The 21,114-nt window shown below is 49.8% G+C and carries 15 protein-coding genes and 2 riboswitches; of the genes, 6 read left to right on the plus strand and 9 right to left on the minus strand.

Translation table 11 applies throughout. The features are described 5' to 3' along the window. The first annotated feature begins 12 nt into the window (after positions 1–12). The 3 genes from phnC to phnE (BFJ94_RS18140) are packed head-to-tail and all read left to right on the plus strand — an operon-like array spanning position 13 to position 2,386. Positions 13–786 (plus strand): phosphonate ABC transporter ATP-binding protein, encoded by a 774-nt coding sequence (gene phnC / locus BFJ94_RS18130; protein ID WP_120463921.1) that lies wholly within the window; start codon positions 13–15, stop codon positions 784–786. After that, positions 783–1,586, plus strand: a complete 804-nt coding sequence (gene phnE, locus BFJ94_RS18135; RefSeq protein ID WP_120463922.1) for a phosphonate ABC transporter, permease protein PhnE — start codon at positions 783–785, stop codon at positions 1,584–1,586. The genes phnC and phnE (BFJ94_RS18135) overlap by 4 nt, the downstream gene beginning before the upstream one ends. Beyond that, entirely contained in the window at positions 1,583–2,386 is an 804-nt protein-coding gene (phnE, locus tag BFJ94_RS18140; RefSeq protein WP_120463923.1) for a phosphonate ABC transporter, permease protein PhnE, read from the plus strand. The genes phnE (BFJ94_RS18135) and phnE (BFJ94_RS18140) overlap by 4 nt, the downstream gene beginning before the upstream one ends. Before the next feature lie 91 nt (positions 2,387–2,477). Here the strand turns inward: phnE (BFJ94_RS18140) and BFJ94_RS18145 are convergent, their stop codons facing one another. The 6 genes from BFJ94_RS18145 to BFJ94_RS18170 form a co-directional block, all read right to left on the minus strand. Then, positions 2,478–3,470: a LacI family DNA-binding transcriptional regulator gene (locus tag BFJ94_RS18145; protein WP_120463924.1), complete on the minus strand. Its 993-nt coding sequence runs from the start codon at positions 3,468–3,470 to the stop codon at positions 2,478–2,480. An 87-nt stretch (positions 3,471–3,557) separates the two neighbouring features. After that, on the minus strand, positions 3,558–6,920 hold the full coding sequence (locus BFJ94_RS18150; RefSeq protein WP_120463925.1) for a GH36-type glycosyl hydrolase domain-containing protein: 3,363 nt from the start codon (positions 6,918–6,920) through the stop codon (positions 3,558–3,560). A 123-nt stretch (positions 6,921–7,043) separates the two neighbouring features. Beyond that, positions 7,044–8,651 (minus strand): type 2 periplasmic-binding domain-containing protein, encoded by a 1,608-nt coding sequence (locus BFJ94_RS18155; RefSeq protein WP_120463926.1) that lies wholly within the window; start codon positions 8,649–8,651, stop codon positions 7,044–7,046. A gap of 329 nt (positions 8,652–8,980) precedes the next feature. Beyond that, the gene (locus tag BFJ94_RS18160) at positions 8,981–9,883 is read right to left on the minus strand and encodes a carbohydrate ABC transporter permease (protein ID WP_120463927.1); all 903 of its coding nucleotides are present in this window, start codon (positions 9,881–9,883) and stop codon (positions 8,981–8,983) included. Positions 9,884–9,902: 19 nt separating this feature from the next. Next, positions 9,903–10,862 (minus strand): ABC transporter permease, encoded by a 960-nt coding sequence (locus BFJ94_RS18165; protein ID WP_120463928.1) that lies wholly within the window; start codon positions 10,860–10,862, stop codon positions 9,903–9,905. A 20-nt stretch (positions 10,863–10,882) separates the two neighbouring features. Then, a complete protein-coding gene (locus BFJ94_RS18170; RefSeq protein WP_120463929.1) occupies positions 10,883–11,641 on the minus strand; it encodes an alpha/beta hydrolase in 759 nt (252 codons plus the stop codon). Positions 11,642–12,151: 510 nt separating this feature from the next. Between BFJ94_RS18170 and BFJ94_RS18175 the strand changes: the two genes are divergently transcribed. Continuing rightward, positions 12,152–13,063, plus strand: coding sequence for a serine hydrolase domain-containing protein (locus tag BFJ94_RS18175; protein ID WP_120463930.1), 912 nt, complete (start codon positions 12,152–12,154; stop codon positions 13,061–13,063). Between the two features lie 63 nt (positions 13,064–13,126). Here BFJ94_RS18175 and BFJ94_RS18180 read toward each other — a convergent pair whose 3' ends face one another. After that, on the minus strand, positions 13,127–15,409 hold the full coding sequence (locus BFJ94_RS18180; protein ID WP_120463931.1) for a glycoside hydrolase family 65 protein: 2,283 nt from the start codon (positions 15,407–15,409) through the stop codon (positions 13,127–13,129). A gap of 111 nt (positions 15,410–15,520) precedes the next feature. Between BFJ94_RS18180 and BFJ94_RS18185 the strand changes: the two genes are divergently transcribed. Continuing rightward, the gene (locus tag BFJ94_RS18185) at positions 15,521–16,270 is read left to right on the plus strand and encodes a helix-turn-helix domain-containing protein (RefSeq protein ID WP_120463932.1); all 750 of its coding nucleotides are present in this window, start codon (positions 15,521–15,523) and stop codon (positions 16,268–16,270) included. 255 nt (positions 16,271–16,525) lie between these two features. On the opposite strand, the gene rlmN is transcribed toward BFJ94_RS18185, so the two are convergent. Further along, positions 16,526–17,593 (minus strand): dual-specificity RNA methyltransferase RlmN, encoded by a 1,068-nt coding sequence (rlmN, locus tag BFJ94_RS18190; protein WP_120463933.1) that lies wholly within the window; start codon positions 17,591–17,593, stop codon positions 16,526–16,528. 275 nt (positions 17,594–17,868) lie between these two features. Then, a riboswitch (cyclic di-GMP riboswitch) is annotated at positions 17,869–17,960 on the plus strand. A 106-nt stretch (positions 17,961–18,066) separates the two neighbouring features. Next, positions 18,067–18,154: riboswitch (cyclic di-GMP riboswitch) on the plus strand. Positions 18,155–18,238: 84 nt separating this feature from the next. Here rlmN and BFJ94_RS18195 point away from each other — a divergent pair. Continuing rightward, positions 18,239–18,904, plus strand: coding sequence for an anthrax toxin lethal factor-related metalloendopeptidase (locus tag BFJ94_RS18195; protein WP_120463934.1), 666 nt, complete (start codon positions 18,239–18,241; stop codon positions 18,902–18,904). 73 nt (positions 18,905–18,977) lie between these two features. Here BFJ94_RS18195 and BFJ94_RS18200 read toward each other — a convergent pair. Further along, a partial coding sequence (locus BFJ94_RS18200; RefSeq protein WP_205571034.1) for an S-layer homology domain-containing protein occupies positions 18,978–21,114 on the minus strand: 2,137 nt, incomplete at its 5' end.

Below are 21,114 nucleotides of genomic sequence, written 5' to 3' on the forward strand. Positions count from 1 at the left end.
GGGACTCGCCAAGTGATCGAATTACGAAATGTAACCAAAACATACCCGAACGGAACCAAAGGCCTGAGCCAAATCAATCTGACGATAGAAAAAGGGGAATTCATCGCAATCGTCGGCTTGTCCGGCGCCGGAAAGTCTACGCTGCTGCGTTCCATTAATCGGCTGCATGACATTACAGAGGGAGAAATCCTTATCGACGGGAAGTCTATTACGAAGGCTAAGGGAAAAGAGCTCCGCATGATCCGCCGCAATATCGGTATGATCTTCCAGAGCTTCAATCTGGTCAAGCGTACGACCGTACTGCGCAATGTGCTGGCCGGCCGGGTCGGCTACCATTCCGTTCCCCGCACCCTCCTCGGTATGTTCCCCAAGGAGGATATGGAACTGGCTTTTCAAGCGCTCGACCGGGTTAATATTGTGCAAAAGGCTTATAGCCGCGCTGATGAATTGTCCGGCGGCCAGCAGCAGCGCGTCGCCATCGCCCGTGTTCTGGCCCAGGAGGCCAAAGTGATCCTGGCCGATGAGCCTGTCGCCTCGCTCGATCCGCTGACGACGAAGCAGGTGATGGACGATCTGAAGCGGATCAATACGGAGCTTGAGATCACCACGATCGTCAACCTGCACTTCATCGACCTAGCCCGCCAGTATGCGACCCGCATCATCGGCCTGCAGGCAGGCGAGGTCGTCTTCGACGGCCCGGTATCCGAAGCGACCGACGAGCGCTTCGCTGAAATTTACGGCCGGCCGATTCAGCAGGATGAGCTGCTGGAGGAAGCGGCCGTATGAAGGCGCAGTCGGAACTGAGGCAGCAGCCGCTCCGGCCCAAGGCTCCGGTGAAGATCAAGCATTATTTCACCGTGGCGATCGTACTCCTCCTGCTCTGGGGCAGTGCCGTGCAGACCGAAGCGACCTTCGGGGAGCTGATCCAAGGACTGCCGAATATGCTTGATCTGCTGAAGGAAATGTTCCCGCCCAAATGGAGCTATCTCGACAATATCTGGGCAGCGATGCTGGAGACGATCCGCATGGCGCTCCTGGGCACAACATTGGGCGCGATCCTGGCCATTCCCGTCGCCTTGCTGAGCGCCGCTAATATCGCCAAGCGCAAATGGATCTATTATCCGGTTCGCTTCCTGCTGAACCTGGTCCGCACCGTCCCGGATTTGCTGTTGGCCGCTCTCTTCGTCGCTATTTTTGGACTAGGCGCCCTACCCGGAATCTTCGCTCTCGCTATTTTCTCATTGGGACTGATTGCCAAACTGAGCTATGAAGCCCTTGAGACGATCGATCCCGGCCCGCTGGAAGCGATGACGGCCGCCGGAGCGCACCCGATTCAAATCATTAATTACGGTGTTGTTCCACAAATCCGGCCTCATTTCATCTCGTTTGTGCTCTATACCTTCGAGATCAATGTCCGTGCAGCAGCGGTGCTCGGCCTGGTCGGAGCTGGCGGAATCGGTCATTATTACGAGGTCACCCTGGGATTTCTGGAGTACGACAAGACCTGCATAATCATTATCGTGACTTTGGCGGTCGTACTGCTCATCGATTATATTAGCTCGAAGCTGCGGGAGAAACTGATATGACAAAATCATGGAATGAAATGGTACCCAAGCCTAAAAAGAACCGCTATCGTCTACTCATATACTTCGCTCTCATCATCGTCTATGTATGGGCTTTTGCCGGTATCCCTTACTCGGGAATCAAGGAGACCGCTGGACAAGTAAGCCGCTCGATTCTGGCCGGGCTATTCTCGCCGGATTGGGGCTATGTCTATCTACCGGATGGAGAGGACTTGCTGCGGGGGCTGCTGGATACACTGGCCATCTCTATTCTCGGCACCTTCATATCCACCATCATCTGCATCCCTTTCGCCTTCTGGTCAGCCGCTAATATGAGCCGCGGCAAGCTTATTTCCGGCTCTGGCAAAATGCTGCTCAGCCTGATCCGTACCTTCCCGGAGATCGTCATGGCCATCCTGTTCATCAAGGCGGTCGGGCCTGGCTCCTTCGCCGGAGTTCTAGCACTTGGCCTGCACTCGGTCGGCATGCTCGGCAAGCTGTACGCCGATGAAATCGAGAATATCGACAATGGCCCACTCGAAGCGCTTATGGCCGTAGGCGCAAGCCGGCTGCAAATTTTATGGTTCGCCGTCATTCCCCAGGTTCTGCCGGGCTTCCTGTCCTATATGCTCTATCGCTTCGAGATCAATCTCCGCTCCGCGACCATCCTCGGCATCATCGGCGCCGGAGGGATCGGTACACCACTGATCTTCGCGCTGAGCACCCGGAATTGGGACCGCGTAGGTATCATTCTGCTCGGCATCATCGTCATGATTACGGTGATCGATCTGATCTCCGGCACGATCCGCAAGAGATTGGTCTAACTATATAGGATATTCCCCGCCTCAAGCTCCCCGGAATATGAAATGACCCGAACGAATCACTTGTCATGAGTGTTTCTCCTCGGGTCATTGTCTAATTCGTATATGGTTTGCCTTGCCTCACGCCTCGTCCGACCGATTCTCCACTAATCAGCGTCACATAGATTCGTTCATGTTCGACTGATTCACCGGAAATGAGCTTGATCAGTTGTTCCGCTGCTAGCGCTCCCCACTTCCGTTTGGAGTAGTCGATCGTGGCCAGCCGTGGCTGCATATACCGGGCCAGCTCGATATTATCGAAGCCGATGAGATGAATATGCTCGCCAATTCTGTAATCGGTGTCCGACAGCCGATTGCAGAGCCCGATGGCCATCTCGTCATTCAGGCAGAAGACAGCGACCGGCTCTGTATATTCCTGAATGATCCGCTCGGCAGCCAGTTCACCGCCGCTCTTCTTGAAATTTCCGGAGAGCTCGATCCATTCCACATCCTCGGCCCGATTAGCTACCAGATGAACAGCCTTCATCCGCTGATTGGAATCGAAGGAATCCTCGGGGCCAGCCACGACATAGATCTTCTTATGGCCTTGCTCGACGAGATACTCAGAAGCCAGCGTTGCTCCCGCCTTATTGTCGAGCAGCACCTGATTGATATTAGCATGCGCCAGCTCCCGGTCCAATACGACGATCTTATGATTACGCTCCGCGTATTTGAGTAGCTCTTTACTGGAGAAGGTATGGTCGAGAATGATCGCTCCATCGATCATCCGTTCCGGCAGCATGCGATGGGACTGTTCGCCACTGCAGACGATCAAGTCATAGCCCTGTGAGTTGCACACTTCCTTCATACCGTCGAGGAGTTCGCCGTAGACATCTCCTTTGAAATCCGTGAGGAATACACCGATGATACTCGATTGCTTCTTCTTCAGGGTCCTCGCCGCCGCATTAGGGATATAATTAAGCTCATCCGCGATCTTTATGATCCGCGTTCGGGTCTCCTCCGTTACCTTGCTGCTATTATTCAGAGCATAAGAGACGGTGGAGATCGAGACGCCAGCCTTCTTGGCGATGTCTTTGATACTTGTCAATTTATCTGTGCTCCTTCACTTGCTATATGTTGAACTGATATTTGTACGGATTATGGAAAATGGCGGTCTGTGAAGACCGCCTCAGGCTTACATGAAAATGTCGATCGTATTACCTTCATGCTTCATCGCTTGTTCAAAGGACGCTCTGGAAACGCGCACCCCGCCCTGACGATAAGGATTATCCATTCTTACCGTATCTACAGGCTCTCCATTCAGAGTAACGGCATTCACCGAATTACCTGTCATGTGGTAGACGAAGGTGACCTTCCTGCCGTCGTATTGGAAGTCAAAGTGCAAGCCATCCAGCTCCATTGGCAATACCGGGTCAATGACGAGGTCGCCTTGATCCTGACGGATGCCAAGTGCATTGGAGATCAATTGGTTCATATAGATCCCCGGGCCGCTGGAATAGATTCTCCATCCGCCCTTGACTTGAACCTCGCCACGGCGCAGCTTGGCAAAATCCTTCTGAGCATCGTACCTTGTATTGAACTTCCCATCCGAGCTGCTGAAATACGCATTGCTCTGGCGAATTTCCGCATTTGGCACGGCATCCTGAATCCCGACGGGATTGATGAGCTCAAGCCCGCTCCATACATCCTCTGTAGCCCCGAGCTTAGCCATCGCCTCTACGTAGCGGATATGAGCATGCACATATTGAAGCCCTACCTCACGGCCGAAGTTGGCCGCTTGCTCCGCACGTTTGAAATGCGTGCTGACGCCACCAGCATATTGGGCAGGCTGATTCATCAGGCGCACGCCATCCGGGAAGAACAGCTTCTCCTTGATCAGATCATAGAGCGATTCCGCGCGCTGCGGATCGATGAGCTCCGCAATCATGCTCCGGGTCATCGGCAGCAAGCGATACTGGATGCCCGTCTCCGTATCTGAAGGATGCAGCAGCAGCTTGGCCTTGGCCGGGTCCTCCAGGTAGAGGAAGCCTGGAATCACATCGGTCTGGAGCATATAGCGATAGTAATCCTGTCTGATCCTGCCGCTCATCTCCTCAAGCTCTTCAGCCATATCCGGCTGTGCCGACATCAGCGCCTTCGCCAATTGATTCAGCGCCTGATAAGTCAGGGCGACTGTCCAGCTGCTGACCATATATTTCTTCAGCTGTCCGTTGGCTGGCTGCAGTGTATCATCCCAATCCCCGTCTCCATAGGACGATAGATAGGTATCATGCAAGAAGTGACTACGGATATAGTCGAGCTCCCGGTTCACATGATCCAGCACACTGTAGGCCTGCTCAGTAAACTGGAAGCTTCCCTTCACCGTATAAGGGACAGATGCATCCAAAATACTGTAATCCTGCGTAGCCAGCAGATAATCGCTAAGCACCTTCAGCGGCCAGACGATAATATCACCGTGGCTCTCCTCCTGCTGGATCGATGCATAACGGTCGAACATGAACCACTGCGGCCAATTGCCGTCATCCTCGTATTGATGGCTGTAGACGGTCAGCAGAATATCGCGCACCTGCTCGAACTTCTGTGTAGCCATGAAGTATTCCGTAGGGCCCTGGCATACATCCCGGGTTCCCCAAGCGGCTCCACCGTATTGCTCCAGACCATGCGGCACCGAATAATGCACCAGCATATTATGCGTATACCACCAGGACAGGGCATTGAACTTGAACAGCCCCTCACCTTCCTGGCGATCGGCATCCGTCAGACGGAATCCGTTCATGACTTCTCTCAGGAAGCCGCGGTAAGCTTCGATCTCCGTCTCTGCATCCGTCATCGCCTCCATAGCGATCTCTTCTCCGTCTAGCAGTCCTTGCACCGTTAGCGTCCAGTCGCTCGTAGAGCCAAGCTGCATGACGACTAGAGATGCCGCGCCGGAAGGAATCCCGTCGGCCAGCATCGCCTCGTCACCGATCTCTAGCTCTGCCCCGCGAACACTCATCCGATATTGCAGCTTCGGATAAGCCTGGGCGCGGATCTCGTCCTGGCCGCCATAGAAAGTGAGCACGCCATCGTTCAACGTCATTTGGGTCGGAGCTCCGTACTCATTTACATCCATCGTAATCTGATTCGTCACCAGGAACCTATAATTCCTGCCGCTCTCGGATTTCACATGCATGCGCACGACCGGAGCTGCCGTTGCGGTATAGTTAGTGATGACCAGAACATCGTCTGCCAGCTTATAATACCAGCGCACATAGTTGAAGCCCATCTCGAACAATGACGGCATCGTCAGCAGCCGATACTTGCCTGCTAATTCCACATAGATCCGCTGTCCGGCTGTCTTCGGCACATTGAGGGCGTTACGGGCATTGCTCATCATTTTATTGAAATTCGTATTGCCGACCACCAGATGAGAGTTAAATATCCCATACATATAAGAGGTGGTTGTAACCACATTGGCCCCGAGCTCCACATTGTTGCCACTCATCAGAATATGACCGTGCGGACGCTCTACGAGCAGCTCCTTCTCCTTCAGCACAACATGCTCATAGGTGTCTGTGAAGAAAGCGAGCAGCTTCCCGTCCTTACGTTCCTCCTGATGTCTGATCCGTTGAGGGAAGCGAGCTTCGACCTCTTCCTCTGTCAACGAGAGACCCTGCAGTGGGGTAGTAAATTCTGTTCTGAAACGCACAGGCTGAAGCGGCTTCAGATCCGCAGACGCTGGCTGCGAGATATAATCCTGCCACGCCGCAGCAATCTCCTCTTTATATTCCAACTCCGTCACAGCGGCCGCATGATCTGCCTTGAAGAGACCATAGAAAGCAAAGCGCGCTTCGCCATCCAACGAGACCAACTCCGACTGGAGCGCTGTATATGCGAATTCATATTGATAAATCTCATTAGCCAGCCTAGGCTTGCTCAAGCTGGACGGTACATTCGTCTCCTTATAGGAGAGTCCAAAAAAATGAAATCCATCTGTAGAAAATCCAGTCGCACGGGTTAGAGAGCCCTGCTGCAAATACGGAAATCCTCCACTCTGTGGCATATTCTGTCTGGAGCAGACAACATAGCCATAGTCCTCATCCTCAAACACGGAATGATCGATATATTGCGATAAATAAGCTTCATTGCTTCGTACAGCTCCAATATCGGCATTACCGATATCCTGCCCGTATACGACGTCGATGGTGATGCCCTTACCCCGAACTGTCACATCCCAGAACCAGATGCCCTGAGCTGACAACGAGAAGATGACCCGGTATTCTACTCCAGCGGCAGCTCCTTCCCATACCATACGATCCCCGCCCGCGCTTACTTTACTTCCCGAATGAATACCTAGCAGCGGGTAAAAGGAAATACCTGATTCGCTATGAATACGCAAGTATAAATTGTTAATGGACCCTTCTACAGGGCTAGTCATAAGCTGATTAATCATGGTTGGACCGCTAACAGCCTGGTGTAAATCTCCGCTCTCCCAAAAAGTAAAGCACAGATTACCGGACTGAATACTATATTTCGATTCTGTAATGGTGGCTGCCATATTCTATCTATTCCTCCTATCCCTTATGAAAAGAAACCCGGCTGCATCCTATCCTGCATGCCGGGTTCCATCGACTCGGACTGCGGATTAACGCCTCAGTCCAAATCCGTTAGAAGCGGTATCCTACTTATTCAAATTGTTCAGCTCATCCAGAACCGGTTGAACCAAGGATTGCTTGCTTTCAACCCATTTCTTCCAGTTAGCTTCCAGATCACCCGGCTGCAAAATCAAGTTAGCATATTCGTTCTGATATTCGAACGACGCTTGGCTCTTCGCCTTGGAGTCATACAATTGTACATCCCAATCGTAGGTAGCCAGCTGACCGCCCTCTACTCCCAGCTTCGCTTTGTCTTGATAAAACTTCACAGCTCTATCACGGTATTCCTTCTTGATTGCTGGATTGATAACGCTGAAGTCATCGCCAAGAACGTACAAGCCTTCAAACCGGGCTGGATATTTATCTTCCAGAGAAGTTCCTTCAGGAAGCAAGCTCACCAGTTCTTTGTTATCATCATATTTCCAGTCTGTGCCTTCAAAGCCCATATTCAATAGCAATTGGCCTTCCTTACTTGTCGAGTAATCGATCAGATCCATAATGCGCTCGAATTTCTCTTTGCTAATATCCGGAGAGAAGATCAACGATGACCAGAAGTTAGGCATTTCCAGGTTGCGGTACTTACCGTCATCCCCAAGAACGATAGCGGTTTGAACAAGCTCGTCGCTGTCTACCCCGAGATTTTTCTTCATTTGCGTATCCATATCTTTTCTGTATGACGCCAGGCCGCCAAGGCTTGTAATAGCCCCTACGCCCTTCACTCTGAAGTTATCGTTGCCTTCATTGTTCTTCCAAGTGTAGAACTCTGGATTTAAGAGGCCTTCCTTGTAAGCTTGTTGCATCAATTTAAGCCCCGTCAGCGTCTCAGGGTCCGCAGGGCCCCAATGGTACTGGCCGTCTTCGCCTTTGTAAAATGGAGAATCCGTCATGGCATGCACGCTGTTTGGCATGATGATGTTTGTCATCGCGTCAGCTGCATTGTATGAGATCGGAACGAGCTTGGAGCCCAGCTTGCCAGGATCCTTCTCTTTTACCAATCTTGCATATTCCATCAATTCACTAGTTGTATAAGCATCCTTCAGTTCAAAGCCAACAGCCTCTGCCCAATCTTTACGCAGTGCGATAACACCGATCTGATTCGTAAGCGGGTCCGCAGGTTTATTCTCGAAGTATATTGGTTTTGGCAGAATGTAAGTCCCACCCGTCAGCTCTTCCAGCTTGTCTCCAAGTCCTGTCAGCTTGTAAGCAGCCGCAACATTCGGCCAACGCTCTTTCCAATCATCCGGGAATTTATAGAGAAGTCCTTGATCTACATAATTCATGAAATCGCCGTGCACATAGTTCCAGCTTGCTACATCAGGAAGGTCGCCGGAGTTGATCCAGAGGCGCAGCTTCTCAGCCCAGGAATCCCATTGTACATAGCTGTAATCCCATTCGATATTGAACTTATCCGTCCAGAACTTGTGGAACTCGTTGTCCATCTGGCCGTCCTTGATCTCAGTCAACTGTGCAGTGGAAATTTTCAGCTTATCTTTGTATCCACCGTTTTCATCCTTGGCATTGCCTCCAGCATTGGACGCATTATCCTGCTTCGAGGAGCATGCCGTCAGCATCATCGTTAGTGCAAGTACGACGGCCAGAAGAGGTTTTACTGATAACTTTTTGTTCGTTTTCATACTTTACCCCCGTGTCAATAAGATTTTTTTGAAAATCTTGTTCAAGAAGTTCAGTTTTCAGCACCGAGAAGGTTGGATGAAGCTAGGGCTCGAGGAGCGCAGCGTACATAGTTGGTACGTGAGCACCGGAGGGCCCGGCTGAATTCAAGATTCGATGCCGAATTAGCTTCCTGATCTACTTCGTGTTAGATATAGAATTTATAAGTTATCAGCAGAGCTGATGGAATTCTATATCGCAAGAAAACCTACCTCTGAATCGCGGTCGCTCATCCTTGGATTGTCTTCGATCGGTTCTTCTTATCAAAAGTGAACTAAAAATCTATTGGTTATCAGGTCTTGATTGCCCCTGTTAACACCCCTTTGGCGAAGTGCTTCTGCAGCAGCGGGAAGAAGCACATAATCGGCAGCATCGATACAAAGACCGAGGCCATCTTCATGCCTGTGGAGAAGCCCGATTTGGCCAAGGCATCCACACTGGCAGCGTTAGAGACGTTCGTGGTAGATTCTACAATGATGGTCCGCAAGACGTTCTGCAGCGGGAGCTGCTCCGCTTTACGCAGGAAGATCATCGCATCATACCACCCATTCCAGAAGGATACACCGTAGAACAATGTAATGGTCGCCATAATCGGAGCGGCCAGTGGCAGCACGATGGAGAAGAGTATTTTCCATTCCCCCGCCCCATCGAGTCTTGCCGATTCCATCAGCGATTCCGGCAGCCCCTGGAAGTAGTTCATCATCAGTATCATATTGAAGGCACTGAAGCTTCCTACCAAGATGACGGACCAGAGCGATCCAGTCAGGTGGAGCGACTTCATCACCAGGTATAGCGGAACGATCCCCCCGTTGAATATCATCGTGAACAGGACGATGAAGAAGATACCCTTCTTGCCGGGAAACTTATTCCGGCTTAGACCGTAGGCCATCGTACTCGTCAGGAACAAGCTGAGCGGCAGGCCAACGAGCAAGATCTTGAACGTGTTCAGGAAGCCCCCGAGAAGTCTTCCATCCTGGAATAGCGCCCGATAAGCATCCAGCGTAGGCTGCTTCGGCCACATCAACAGGGGATGATCCGCATATTCCTTCTGGGTCGCGAACGATATCATAATGACGTTCCAGAAAGGAATGATGATCATCAAGGACAATACCGTCAACAGCACCAGTAGAAAATAATCCAGAAACGTCATTTTTCCGACCCGAAATTTATGTCGTTTCGCAGCTTTTGTACTCATCTATCACTACACTCCTTTCCTAACGGAATAATCCGTCTCCACCCATCATTTTTGCAATCCGGTCCGCAGACAGCAGCAGAATCATGTTGACCAGTGACCGGAACAAGCTGACCGCCGTAGAGAACGAGAAATCCGTTGAAGACTGGAACGTAATCCGGTAAATATACACGTCCAGTACCTGAGATACGTTCTGCGTAGCTGCATTCGCCAGGTTGAAAATCTGATCGAAGCCGGCTGACATCAGACCGCCCACGTTCAGAATGAACATGACCGTAACGGTCGGCAGAATGTTCGGAAGCGTAATTTTGAAAATTTGTTGCATCCGTGATGCCCCGTCGATCTGCGCTGATTCATATTGGTCCTGATCGATCCCGGAGATCGCCGCCAGGAAGATGATCGCTCCCCATCCGGTTGACTTCCAGATATCTGTAAGGATCAGCATCGGCAGGAACATTCTCTCCGAGCCCAGGAAATTGATCGTCGACAGCCCCAGCATCGAGAGCGCACTATTCAGCAGCCCGTCATAAGACAGAACATTGATCACGATCCCGGACACGATAATCCATGACAAGAATTGCGGGAAAGTAAATACCGTCTGGAATACTTTCTTCATCTTACCCATCCGCAGCTCATTCAGTAGAAGAGCAAGCAGAATGGGGAACGGAAATGAGATCAAGAACTTGATGATGTTGACGTATAAGGTTCTCCAGATCGCTTCGATAAAAGTAGGATCACGAAAAACATATTTAAAGTTCTCCCATCCCACCCACGGGCTTCCCCAGATCCCCATGTTTGCTTTGTAATGCTTGAAGGCCAGCGATAAGCCGCCCATCGGCATATAAGCAAATACAAATAACCAGATCAAGCCGGGCAGGAGCAGCGTATAGGTCATCCGGTGCTTCCAGATTTCCAAGAACCAGGACCGTGGTTTAGATGGAGTATTTATTTTTTTGTCAGGCCCTATGGCAGCAGGTTTCAAAATGCATCCCCTCACTCTACTTATTTCTTCTCATCGAACAGGAACTCAAAGGCGGTCTTGAGATGCTTCTCCCAGAAGAGCCAGTCATGGGTTCCCGGGCCTTCCACATACTCGAAGTCAAACCGGGTAGCACGCATATGATCCGCGAACTCCCGATTCATCCCGATAAAAGGATCCTCCGTACCGCAGCAGCAGAGCAGAGCCGGAAGTCGCCCGCCCTCCTTGATCCTCTTTGCCGCAAGTGCATATAAATCCTGATCCGGCTTCACGAGCAGCTCCGTTCCAAAGACAGCCTTCATCTCTCGATCCATCCCCGGCTCCATATTCGGATCACGAAGTCTCTGCTGGATATCCGTCACTCCTGACAGCGATACTGCCTTGGCATAGCGATCCGGATAAGTAAGAGCCACCTTCAGGGCACCGTATCCGCCCATGGACAGTCCCGCGACAAAGGTGCGCTGCGGGTCTTCGTTCAGCTTGAACAGCCGGGCACAGAAATCAGGAAGCTCCTCGGTAATGTAATGGAAGTAATCAAGGCCATACTCCATATCGGTGTAATAGCTGCGATTCACTTGCGGCATAATGACCGTGCAGCCGTATTTGGCCGCATACAGCTCGACCGTTGTCAGGCGATGCCAGGTGCTCGCATTGTCCCCTGCGCCATGCAGCAGATACAAGATGTTATCTGAAGGAGCTCCGCTATCAACCGGGGAGATCACATGAATGCTGGTTGTCATCCGCAAGGTTGGTGATCCTGTGTCTATAGTGATGTGCGCCATATGTAACCCCTTTCATCAATATTTGATTAAACCGCTTCGTGAGCCAAACGATCACTAATTGTATACTGAATGGTAGCAAAAATAAATACAGTAATACGAAACGTTTCCCACTTGTCTCATGGCCTTTAGGAAATAGAATGAAATCTTCTGCTTCCTTCTGCATTCTTGCTGACATAGCCCATCATACGCATAATCCGGCTTATATGAATACAGGAATTTTAAGGATATGTAAGCGATTAATTCGAATCGTTTCGATAACATCATATTCCTGATTACGTGACATGTCAATAAATTTTTTTGTGATATTTTTGGCATAAGCTGGTCGGCTCACCCTCCTTATAAATCGTACTTTCCCTTGATTTGACTAGGCAATCGCATCATCCTTCTCAAATTGGGAAACGCTTGCAAAACGAGTGTTGACAGCTAGATAAAAATGTAATAAATTCTTCTTTAATAGCATTTATATGAAACGTTTCTATTCAAATTGATTCAGAAAGAAGGTTTTCTTCTATGCCTATATCATTGGGTGGATTTGTTACTCGCATTAGCGAGCAAGAGTTAAAGGTATGGTCGGCACGGGTGCTTCAGCATGGGAAGCTGGCAGCGCAGTGGGATCTGACGAAGGACGAGCGGCGTATCCAGCATTCCATCAGCAAATCCTTCACAAGCATGGCGGCAGGACTAGCCATCGCCGAAGGCAAGCTGTCATTGCAGACGAAACTGAAGGATGTCTTCCCGCAATATGTTAAGGAAGATCCGGCGCTTGACCCGGCTATGCGCCCTGGCGATATCACGCTGTATGACCTGCTGCGCATGACCTCAGGGCATGACAATCCACCACTTACCGCTCAAGAAAGACCCGTACTAGAGGAGAAGGATTGGGTGAAATATTATATGTCCCTGCCACTAGACAGAGCTCCAGGGGAGCTGTTCACCTATAGCAGTGGAGACACCTTCATCATCTCGGCATTGATCCAGGCGGTGACAGGCCAGACCGTGAAGGATTATTTAACCCCGCGCTTATTCGAGCCGCTAGGTATCCACGATGTATATTGGGAGACCTCCCCACTCGGAATAACGCTCGGCTGTGCTGGTCTGGTTATTAGCAATGAGGAGCTTAGCCGGTTTGGCCAATTTCTGCTCCAAAGAGGGGAATGGCAGGGACAGCAGCTTGTCCCGGCGGACTGGATCGACTTCGCTACGCGCAAGCAGATCGATAATCTGGGCAGCGTGGATTGGAGCCAGGGATATGGCTGCCAGTTCTGGATGTGCACCCATGATGCTTATCGCGGTGACGGAGCCTATGGGCAATTCTGCATTATCCTTCCTGATCAAGATGCGGTGATCGCCATCAATAGCCAAGAGGAGCGTATGCAGGAAATCCTGGATATCGTGTGGGCGGAAATTTGGCCGCAATTATAAATGCAGGATATAAAAAATGGTGATCAGGAATCGCTTCCTGAATCACCATTTTCATTTATTTTCCTATAGGAGTGAACGTTTCACCATCTGCCCCGGCTCCAGACGTACTTCCTCATTATAGAGCTTCATCTCGATGGCTTCCCCTTCTATAAGTTCAAGCGTCACATTCTCTCTGTCAATCGACACGCCGATGAGACGACCGCGGAAATTCAGGCGGAAGGCGTACTTCTGCCAATCCTGCGGAATAGCCGGTGTAAGGGAGAGCCCGCTCTCCTTCAAACGCATGCCCGCGAAGCCGTATACGATGGACATCCAAGTTCCGCCCATATTGGCCATGTGCAGGCCATCTTTCGTATTGCCATGAGTGTTATCAAGATCCAGGCGCGCTGTCTCGATGAAATATCGATAGGCCTTCTCCATATTGCCGATCTTTGAAGCCATGATGCTGAAGATACAGGATGACAATGAAGAGTCATGCGTCGTGATTCCTTCATAGTAATCATATGAACGCTTGATCGTCTCTTCGCTCTGCTCATCCTCGAGCAGGAAGTGAGCCAGCACAGTATCCGCCTGCTTACATACCTGATAACGATAGATCGTCAACGGATGATAATGCAGCAAGAGCGGATACTTCTCTTTCGGTGTATTGTCGAAATCCCATACCGCCTTGCGCAAGAAGGTGTCGTCCTGCGGATTGATACCTAGCGCTTCATCATATGGCAGCAGCATCGCATCGGCCGCCTTCGACCAAGTAGTCATCTCCTCCTCGGTCACTCCGAGCCGTACACAGAGAGCCTTGAAGCCTGCGGCATTATAATCCCTCAGGATTGCGCAGCTCTTGGCCGCCCATTTCAAATTATGCTTGGCCATCACATTCGTGTAATAGTTGTTGTTCACGCAGCAAGTATATTCATCCGGGCCTGTGACCTCATCGATATGGAAGGCTCCGTTATAATAGTGGCCGATCTCAGCCCATAGACGAGCTGTCTCAATGAGCACCTCGGCACCGTAGGACAGGAGGAAGCCCTTATCCTGCTCCGCGAGATAATACTGGATATAGCTATAGGCGATATCCGCGCTAATATGGTACTGCGCCGTTCCCGACGGGAAGAATGAAGAGCATTCCGTACCTGCTATCGTACGCCATGGGAATAACGCTCCCTGCTTATGCCCCATCTCGCGCGCCCTTGCTCTGGCCTGATCGAGCGCAGAATAGCGATACAATAAGAGCTGACGGGCAATATCCGGCTGCGTCATCAGAAAGACCGGGAACATATAGATTTCCGTATCCCAGAAGTAATGGCCCTCATAGCCCTCACCACTCAGTCCTTTGGCAGAGATATTGCTATGCTCATCGCGGCCTGCGGATTGCAGCAGCTGGAACAGATTGAAGCGGATTCCCTCCTGCAGCTGAGCATCGTTCTCGATAATAACGTCAGCCGATTTCCAGTAATCCTGCAGATACTTCGCCTGCTCGGCGAGTAGATCCTCAAAGGAAACACTGCGTAAAGTCTCCTGTAGCTTCAAGCCTTGCTCAACGATCGCTTCGCCATGGCGCAAATTATCGGTATATATATTGTACTTCGTTAAGCTGACAGGTTGGGTCAATGAGAAGGTCGCTGTACAAGTAATTTGTCCCGCTCCATCCTCCAATTGAACGTCAGCATCCACATCTAGATTATGCTGTGCCGCACAGGCTGCACGCAGCTTGGAAGCCATCGTCTCATCGACGATATATCCAATACCGCCCTGGATTCCTGTATCAACCACCGTCATCCGTTCGGCATGTCCGGCACCGACGCGGGGATCATTGGCATTGGTATAGTTCGTTACCTTACCGTTCACGGTAGAGACTACTCGCACTGGGCCATTATAATTCACCGGCTCCATCCGCACATGAATCGCGAATAGTTCCCGGCGTGTGAAGGATACAAGGCGGCGGAAGGTCAATTTGATCTCTTTTCCCGCTGGAGATCTCCACTGCACCATTCTCTCCGCATAACCTTTATCCATATGCAAATTGCGCTCATGAGCCGTAATCGTCCCTTGATCTAGCCGGAACGGCTCTTCCTCATCGCCTAGGTAGATCAGAATCGTCTGGGCATCGATATTGTTAACGAGCTTCTGCTGTGTATCAGGAAAGGCGAATAATTTCTCGCCGTAAGGGATTTCAATAACGTCGTGAAAAGCGTTCAGATAGGTGCCGCGAATCGAGGTCATATCCGCCCCATAGCCTTCTTCAAAGTTGCCGCGCACCCCCAAGTAACCGTTTCCGAGTGCAAAAATACTTTCCATATTCAGCAAGTCTTGCTGTGAGAGTTCAGAATTCGATATTTTCCAGGTCATGATCTGCACTTCCTTCCTAAACAGGTTATGCTTGAATTTTAGTGCGAAATAAGGTTATGTTATACTAAAATATCAAGGTTTTTATCAATATTTTTAGGTGGTGGACAAATCGTGAAAAAGCCGTCACGTTCGGAAAATCAACCTCCGTACTATGTATCTTCCCGTATGCAATATTTGCGTGACAATTTCATTCATCCCCCCTTTGATTATGAGCATGAAATGCTGGAGGCGATCCGCTTCGGCGACGAGAACAGAGCGATGGACATGCTGCGCAAAATCAATGAGCTGGAGGCCGCGGTACTGGCCACCTATCCGCTTCGTTCCAAGAAGAATGCCCTGATCGCGTCCTGCACTTTATATACCCGGGCGATTATCAAGGGTGGCATCGACCCGGAGGTTGCCTTTCATTTGAGTGATACGATGATACTGGAGATTGAGAAAATAGGAGATGTCGAGCGGCTGATGCATTTTGAATATGAAATGCTGGTTCAGTTCGTCGCGATGGTCCGTTCCGAGAAGGCGGAGCTGCCCTACTCACATATCGTGAATCTGGCGATTCATTATATCCGTGAGCATATCTTCGAGGAGCTATCCCTGCAGAAGATTGCCGATGTGCTCCAGGTTCATCCCAGCTATCTGTCCGATCGCTTCAAGCGGGAAACCAGCTCCTCCATCACCACTTTCATCAATCGGCGAAAGATCGAAGAGTCCAAGCATTTGCTGACCCACACCAACCAATCGATCTCTGAAATCGCCTTTACATTCAAATTCTGCAACCAGAGTTATTATACGCAATTATTCAGAAATTTCACGGGCATGACCCCGGGCAAATTCCGCGCCGGTGGCGTGAATAGATCGTGATCCTATTGGCGAAATTCCTGCATATTTGCAGGCTTTGGCGAAGCCTGGGCTGTGCAGTGTGATCTAACGATGCGCCAACGAAACGTGGTATCGCTATTCACGCCAAAAAGGGCCACCGAAAAGTGTAACGAAACTGGATAACGCTATTTCGCCAAAATAGCCGCTTAAAGCGATCGTTTAGCGCAAATAGCGATATGGTGTTTCGTTAGATTCGATCAGCCCTTGTTTTTGAGTAAATAACGATACAGTGTTTCGTTAGAGATTCTGCGCCTGCTTCATCTGCTTACTTCTAAGCTGCCCACAGGCGGCATCGATGTCTGTGCCATGCTCCATACGGACGCTGCAGCTGAATTCCCGCTTCTTCAACACATCATAAAAAGCTAGCACCGCCTCTTTATCACTGCGCTGGTACTGGCTATGCTCATCGACCGGATTGTAAGGAATCAGGTTCACATTGACGTATGCTCTGCGGCTATCCAGCAATTCAGCCAATTCCTCTGCATGCTCCCGCCCGTCGTTAACCTCCCGCAGCAGAATATACTCGATCGTGATCCGCTGGTTCGTCCGCTGCAAATAGTAATCTATCGCTTCCATCAGCTTCTCAATCGGAATGCCCCGATTGATCTTCATGATTCGTGTTCGCAGCTCATTATTCGGAGCATGAAGGGAGATCGCCAGATTTACCCGCAGATTGAGATCGGCAAACTCCCTAATTTTGTAAGCTAAGCCGCTGGTGGAGACCGTAATATGTCGTGGGCCAATCGCCAGTCCCTTGTGATCCGTCATGATCCTCAGGAAATTAACGACATTGTCAAAATTGTCGAACGGCTCGCCAATCCCCATCACGACGATATGACTGACCAGTTCCTCGCGCCCGACCTGATCGAGGTACAACTGCACCTTCATTATCTGCTCCACGATCTCGCCCGCCGACAGATCCCGGCTCTTCTTGAGCAATCCGCTCGCGCAGAAGCTGCAGCCAATATTGCAGCCCACCTGAGTCGTTACGCACACCGACAAGCCGAACTTATGCCGCATCAGCACCGTCTCGATCAGGCTTCCGTCCTGCAATTTGAACAGAAATTTCACCGTCCCGTCCTTGGACTCCTGCCGCGTATGCTCGGTCATCGTCTGCATCGTCATCCGGCTTCTTAACAGCTGCACACACGGCTCCGGGACATCAGCCATCTCCGAAATGGCCTTGACCCGCTTACGATACAAGTTATCCCATACAAGCTGAGCTCTCGATTTCTTCTCGCCTTGCTCTTCCAGCCAAGCGCCCAACTGTTCTAATGTAAATCCATAAATGGATGTAGTATTCATGCTTGATCCTCTTTTCAACACTGTAGAATAGCCTCTATCCCGCAACCCGGCAGAGGATGTAATCTGTACTATTGTCCCAAATTTTTAATATTAACACAAGTGCCATACCGCGCTTGCAGGCGCTTGCTGCCTCCCAAGTTTCCCATCTGCCCAACAGTTCCCAAATTCACCCCATCCAGAAGCTTGTTTTGCTAGAAAAGAGTTGACTATTCTACCTATTCGATTTATTTTAATAGTAGATAGATTCATAATTTTTCCAATTATATTAATCTACTAATCGATCAAGGCAAACCCTTCGAAAGACGGGGACGCAAAGCTATAGGGGCTTCGTGAAGGTCACTCCTTCATATGCCTGCCAGCTGCCGATATAGAAGCGCAAACGCCATTTCGCGTGATTTTTCGTCCTTCTTACTCGGTAAGAGGGATTTTTTTGTTCTATGAAAATAACTGTTTGAACTAACTTGCTATTTTCATATTGCTCAGGGCAAACCCTTCGAAAGATGGGGGCGCAAAGCTATAGGGGCTAACGCGGACTCACCGCTAAGTCAGCCAGCTGCCGATATGGGAGTTAAATGGAGACTTCATTCATTGCTTCCGGCTCGGTGAATAACTGCGGATTTCTAGAAGATGAATGGAGGGACTCAAATGAGACTGCTGAAGCGCATTTCACTAATGCTTCTGACTTCCCTGCTGCTTATCATGAGTTTTACGCTCGGGCCTAATTATGCCCGTGCCGATAATAGCTTGCTGAAGGACATCGTTGTATTCCCCCAAGGAGACTATGACAAGCTTGAAGCAGACAGAATGCTGGATCATCTTGAACTCATTCCTGCTACTCTGCTGCAAGGACTGAAGGATAATAGTGTTCAGATCAAGCTCATTACTGGCAAAATCACGGATGAACCAGAATTCTCACAATATAAAGGAATCACTCCCCGAGGTTGGGAGAATTCCGGACTCACCTGGGACGATATTCCTGGCGTAAGCTCCAATATTGTGATTGTCAGAATCGGCCACAGTGACAAAGGCAAGGGGCATAACAGCCAGAACCTGGAGCTGCACGAGACGTTCCATGCAATCGATCGCCTCGTTCTGAATAACATCAGCTCTTCCATAAGGTTTGAGGAAATATGGAAGAGAGAAGCCAACGTAAACTACAAAGGTGATAATTATGTATCCACCTATTCCACAGAATATTTTGCAGAAGCAGCAACGTTATATTTGTTTAATGCTGAGACGCAAGCCCAGCTTAAGAAGGACATGCCGTTAACTTATGAATTTATGAAGGACTTATTCTCTAAATATCTATAAAAGAATTCAAGAGGCTCCCGCCCCGGCATACTAAAGTCCGGTCAGGAGCCTCATCTTATGAATTGCTTACCGTTTAAGGCTCGATTCTATGCGGCTTAAGTTGGTCCCAGGCCTCATATCCGTCGGCATTTCGTGAATAATCATGATTATTCGTCGCCTCAATGACATCCTCATAGAACCAGCTTGTCGCTGGGTTATCTGGCCATTTCTTGGCATCCTTATGGATTCCATCTTCCTTCACTTTGCGATTCAATACACTATTGATGAAGGACATCGCCTCCGCTCTGGTAATGTACTGATTCGGTCTAAAGGTTCCATCCGTATAACCCTTGATCCAGCCTTTGTTACCGGCCGAAAGAATATACTTCTCAGCCCAATGTCCACTAATATCCGTGAACAATCCGCTCTCCCGCTCATCAAGCTTATCGAATCTGGCAGCTATCGCCGCAAATTCAGCGCGGGTAATCGATTGACCCGGTTTGAACACTCCATCTGGGTAGCCGGTAATAATGCCGGCATTGGTCATCGTCGAAATATGCTTATTGGACCAGCGCGTGCTTTTCACATCATCATATGAATTCGTAGTTGAGTAATAGTTGGCTCGGCTCTCGCCTTCCATCAAGCGGTAGAAGATCGCCGCTACCTCTTCGCGACTGATATTATTCTGCGGCTTCACCATACCGTCTGGATAGCCCTGAATATAATCGAAGTGATTCTCGGTATCCAGCTTTGGTGGTAATGGCGGCAATGGAGGTACTATTGGTGGCGGAGGCGAAGGTGGGGTATAAGATGTGTAAGAGCCTCCTGGGCTAGGGCCGCTAGTCGAATTCTTCGTATAGTAGAAAATATACTCTTGCGATTCGCTATCTCCGATTTGATACGTATCACTTGACTTCGTCGGAGTGTACCCAGAGACGCTCACCGCCGTTAGAGTAAGAGTATCGCCCACCTTGCCCTTGACGGTTGTCGGGTTAGCAAGCTGATGATTAGTGCCCTGCTCAAGGTATTTCACGGTTACCGTCTGTTCAGCTGGCTCAGGAGTTTTCTTGTTGTAGTAGAAAATATAGCTCTGCTCCAGTTCAGCGGAGAAAGTGTATTCTACGCTCTCCAGTTCTGGTACATAGACTGCATCTGTTACTGTCGGAGCTTTAGGTAGTAAGGTGATCACCTTACCTTCGCTTCCGTATACCGCATCTGTGACTGCCACGGGTTCTCCGCTTGCCCGATCAAGATACTGAATCGTCAGCTTCAGATTCTCCTCAGGTTCACTCTTCTTGTAGTAGATTGTATAGTCCTGCACCACTTCATCTGTGATCTTATAGGAATGGTTCAGCTGCACCGGAACATATACCGTATCGGTTACCGTAATGTTCTCTGCTGTCCAGCTTAGAGTATCCCCGATCTTGCCTGAGTGAATCTCTGTGTCCTTCAGGACAGCTCCCGTACCTTCCTCCAAGTGGTGGAGGGTTACTGAGCGTTCCTCGATCGGCTGTTCATCTTGAACATAGTAGAAAATGTACTCATTTTCTCCGGCTTTCACGGTATACGTGTCTTCCGCTTTCTCAGGTGTATAGCCTGGAATGGATACGGCCTCTAACTTCACTACTTCTCCCGTCTTTCCTGCTACGGAAGTCGGTGAAGATAGCTCTTTTTCCGTACCCTTCTCCAGATACTTCACCGTAACGGTTTGTTCATTCGCCGTGTAGTAGAAGATATACTCATTTCCTTCAGCCTTCACCGTGTACGTGTCTTCCGCTTTCTCTGGTGTATAGCCTGGAATGGATACGGCCTCTAACTTCACTACTTCTCCCGTCTTTCCTGCTACGGAAGTCGGTGAAGATAGCTCTTTTTCCGTACCCTTCTCCAGATACTTCACCGTGACAGTTTGCTCATTCGCCGTGTAGTAGAAAATGTACTCATTTTCTCCGGCTTTCACGGTATACGTATCTTTCACTTTCTCTGGAGTATAGCCCGGAACCGATACCGCCTCTAGATTCACTACTTCTCCCGTTTTTCCTGCTACGGAGATCGGAGAAGATAGCTCTTTTTCCGTACCCTTCTCCAGATACTTCACAACCACGGTTTGTTCGTTCGCCGTGTAGTAGAAGATATACTCGTTATTGTCTTTGTTTTCCACTAGATAACTGTATTCTGTAGGCTCTTCTGGGGTATAGCCCGGAATTGACTTCGCTTCAAGCTCGATATGCTGG

The organism is Paenibacillus aceti, from assembly GCF_003614185.1.
GTDB lineage: Bacteria > Bacillota > Bacilli > Paenibacillales > Paenibacillaceae > Fontibacillus > Fontibacillus aceti.

Excerpts from the sequence above, each read along its gene's own strand:
- phnE (WP_120463923.1), top strand. The coding sequence starts at position 1,583 with ATGACAAAATCATGGAATGAAATGGTACCCAAGCCTAAAAAGAACCGC.
- BFJ94_RS18180 (WP_120463931.1), bottom strand. The coding sequence starts at position 15,409 with ATGACCTGGAAAATATCGAATTCTGAACTCTCACAGCAAGACTTGCTG.
- BFJ94_RS18175 (WP_120463930.1), top strand. The coding sequence starts at position 12,152 with ATGCCTATATCATTGGGTGGATTTGTTACTCGCATTAGCGAGCAAGAG.
- BFJ94_RS18155 (WP_120463926.1), bottom strand. The coding sequence starts at position 8,651 with ATGAAAACGAACAAAAAGTTATCAGTAAAACCTCTTCTGGCCGTCGTA.
- rlmN (WP_120463933.1), bottom strand. The coding sequence starts at position 17,593 with ATGAATACTACATCCATTTATGGATTTACATTAGAACAGTTGGGCGCT.
- BFJ94_RS18150 (WP_120463925.1), bottom strand. The coding sequence starts at position 6,920 with ATGGCAGCCACCATTACAGAATCGAAATATAGTATTCAGTCCGGTAAT.
- BFJ94_RS18170 (WP_120463929.1), bottom strand. The coding sequence starts at position 11,641 with ATGGCGCACATCACTATAGACACAGGATCACCAACCTTGCGGATGACA.
- phnE (WP_120463922.1), top strand. The coding sequence starts at position 783 with ATGAAGGCGCAGTCGGAACTGAGGCAGCAGCCGCTCCGGCCCAAGGCT.
- BFJ94_RS18160 (WP_120463927.1), bottom strand. The coding sequence starts at position 9,883 with ATGAGTACAAAAGCTGCGAAACGACATAAATTTCGGGTCGGAAAAATG.
- BFJ94_RS18195 (WP_120463934.1), top strand. The coding sequence starts at position 18,239 with ATGAGACTGCTGAAGCGCATTTCACTAATGCTTCTGACTTCCCTGCTG.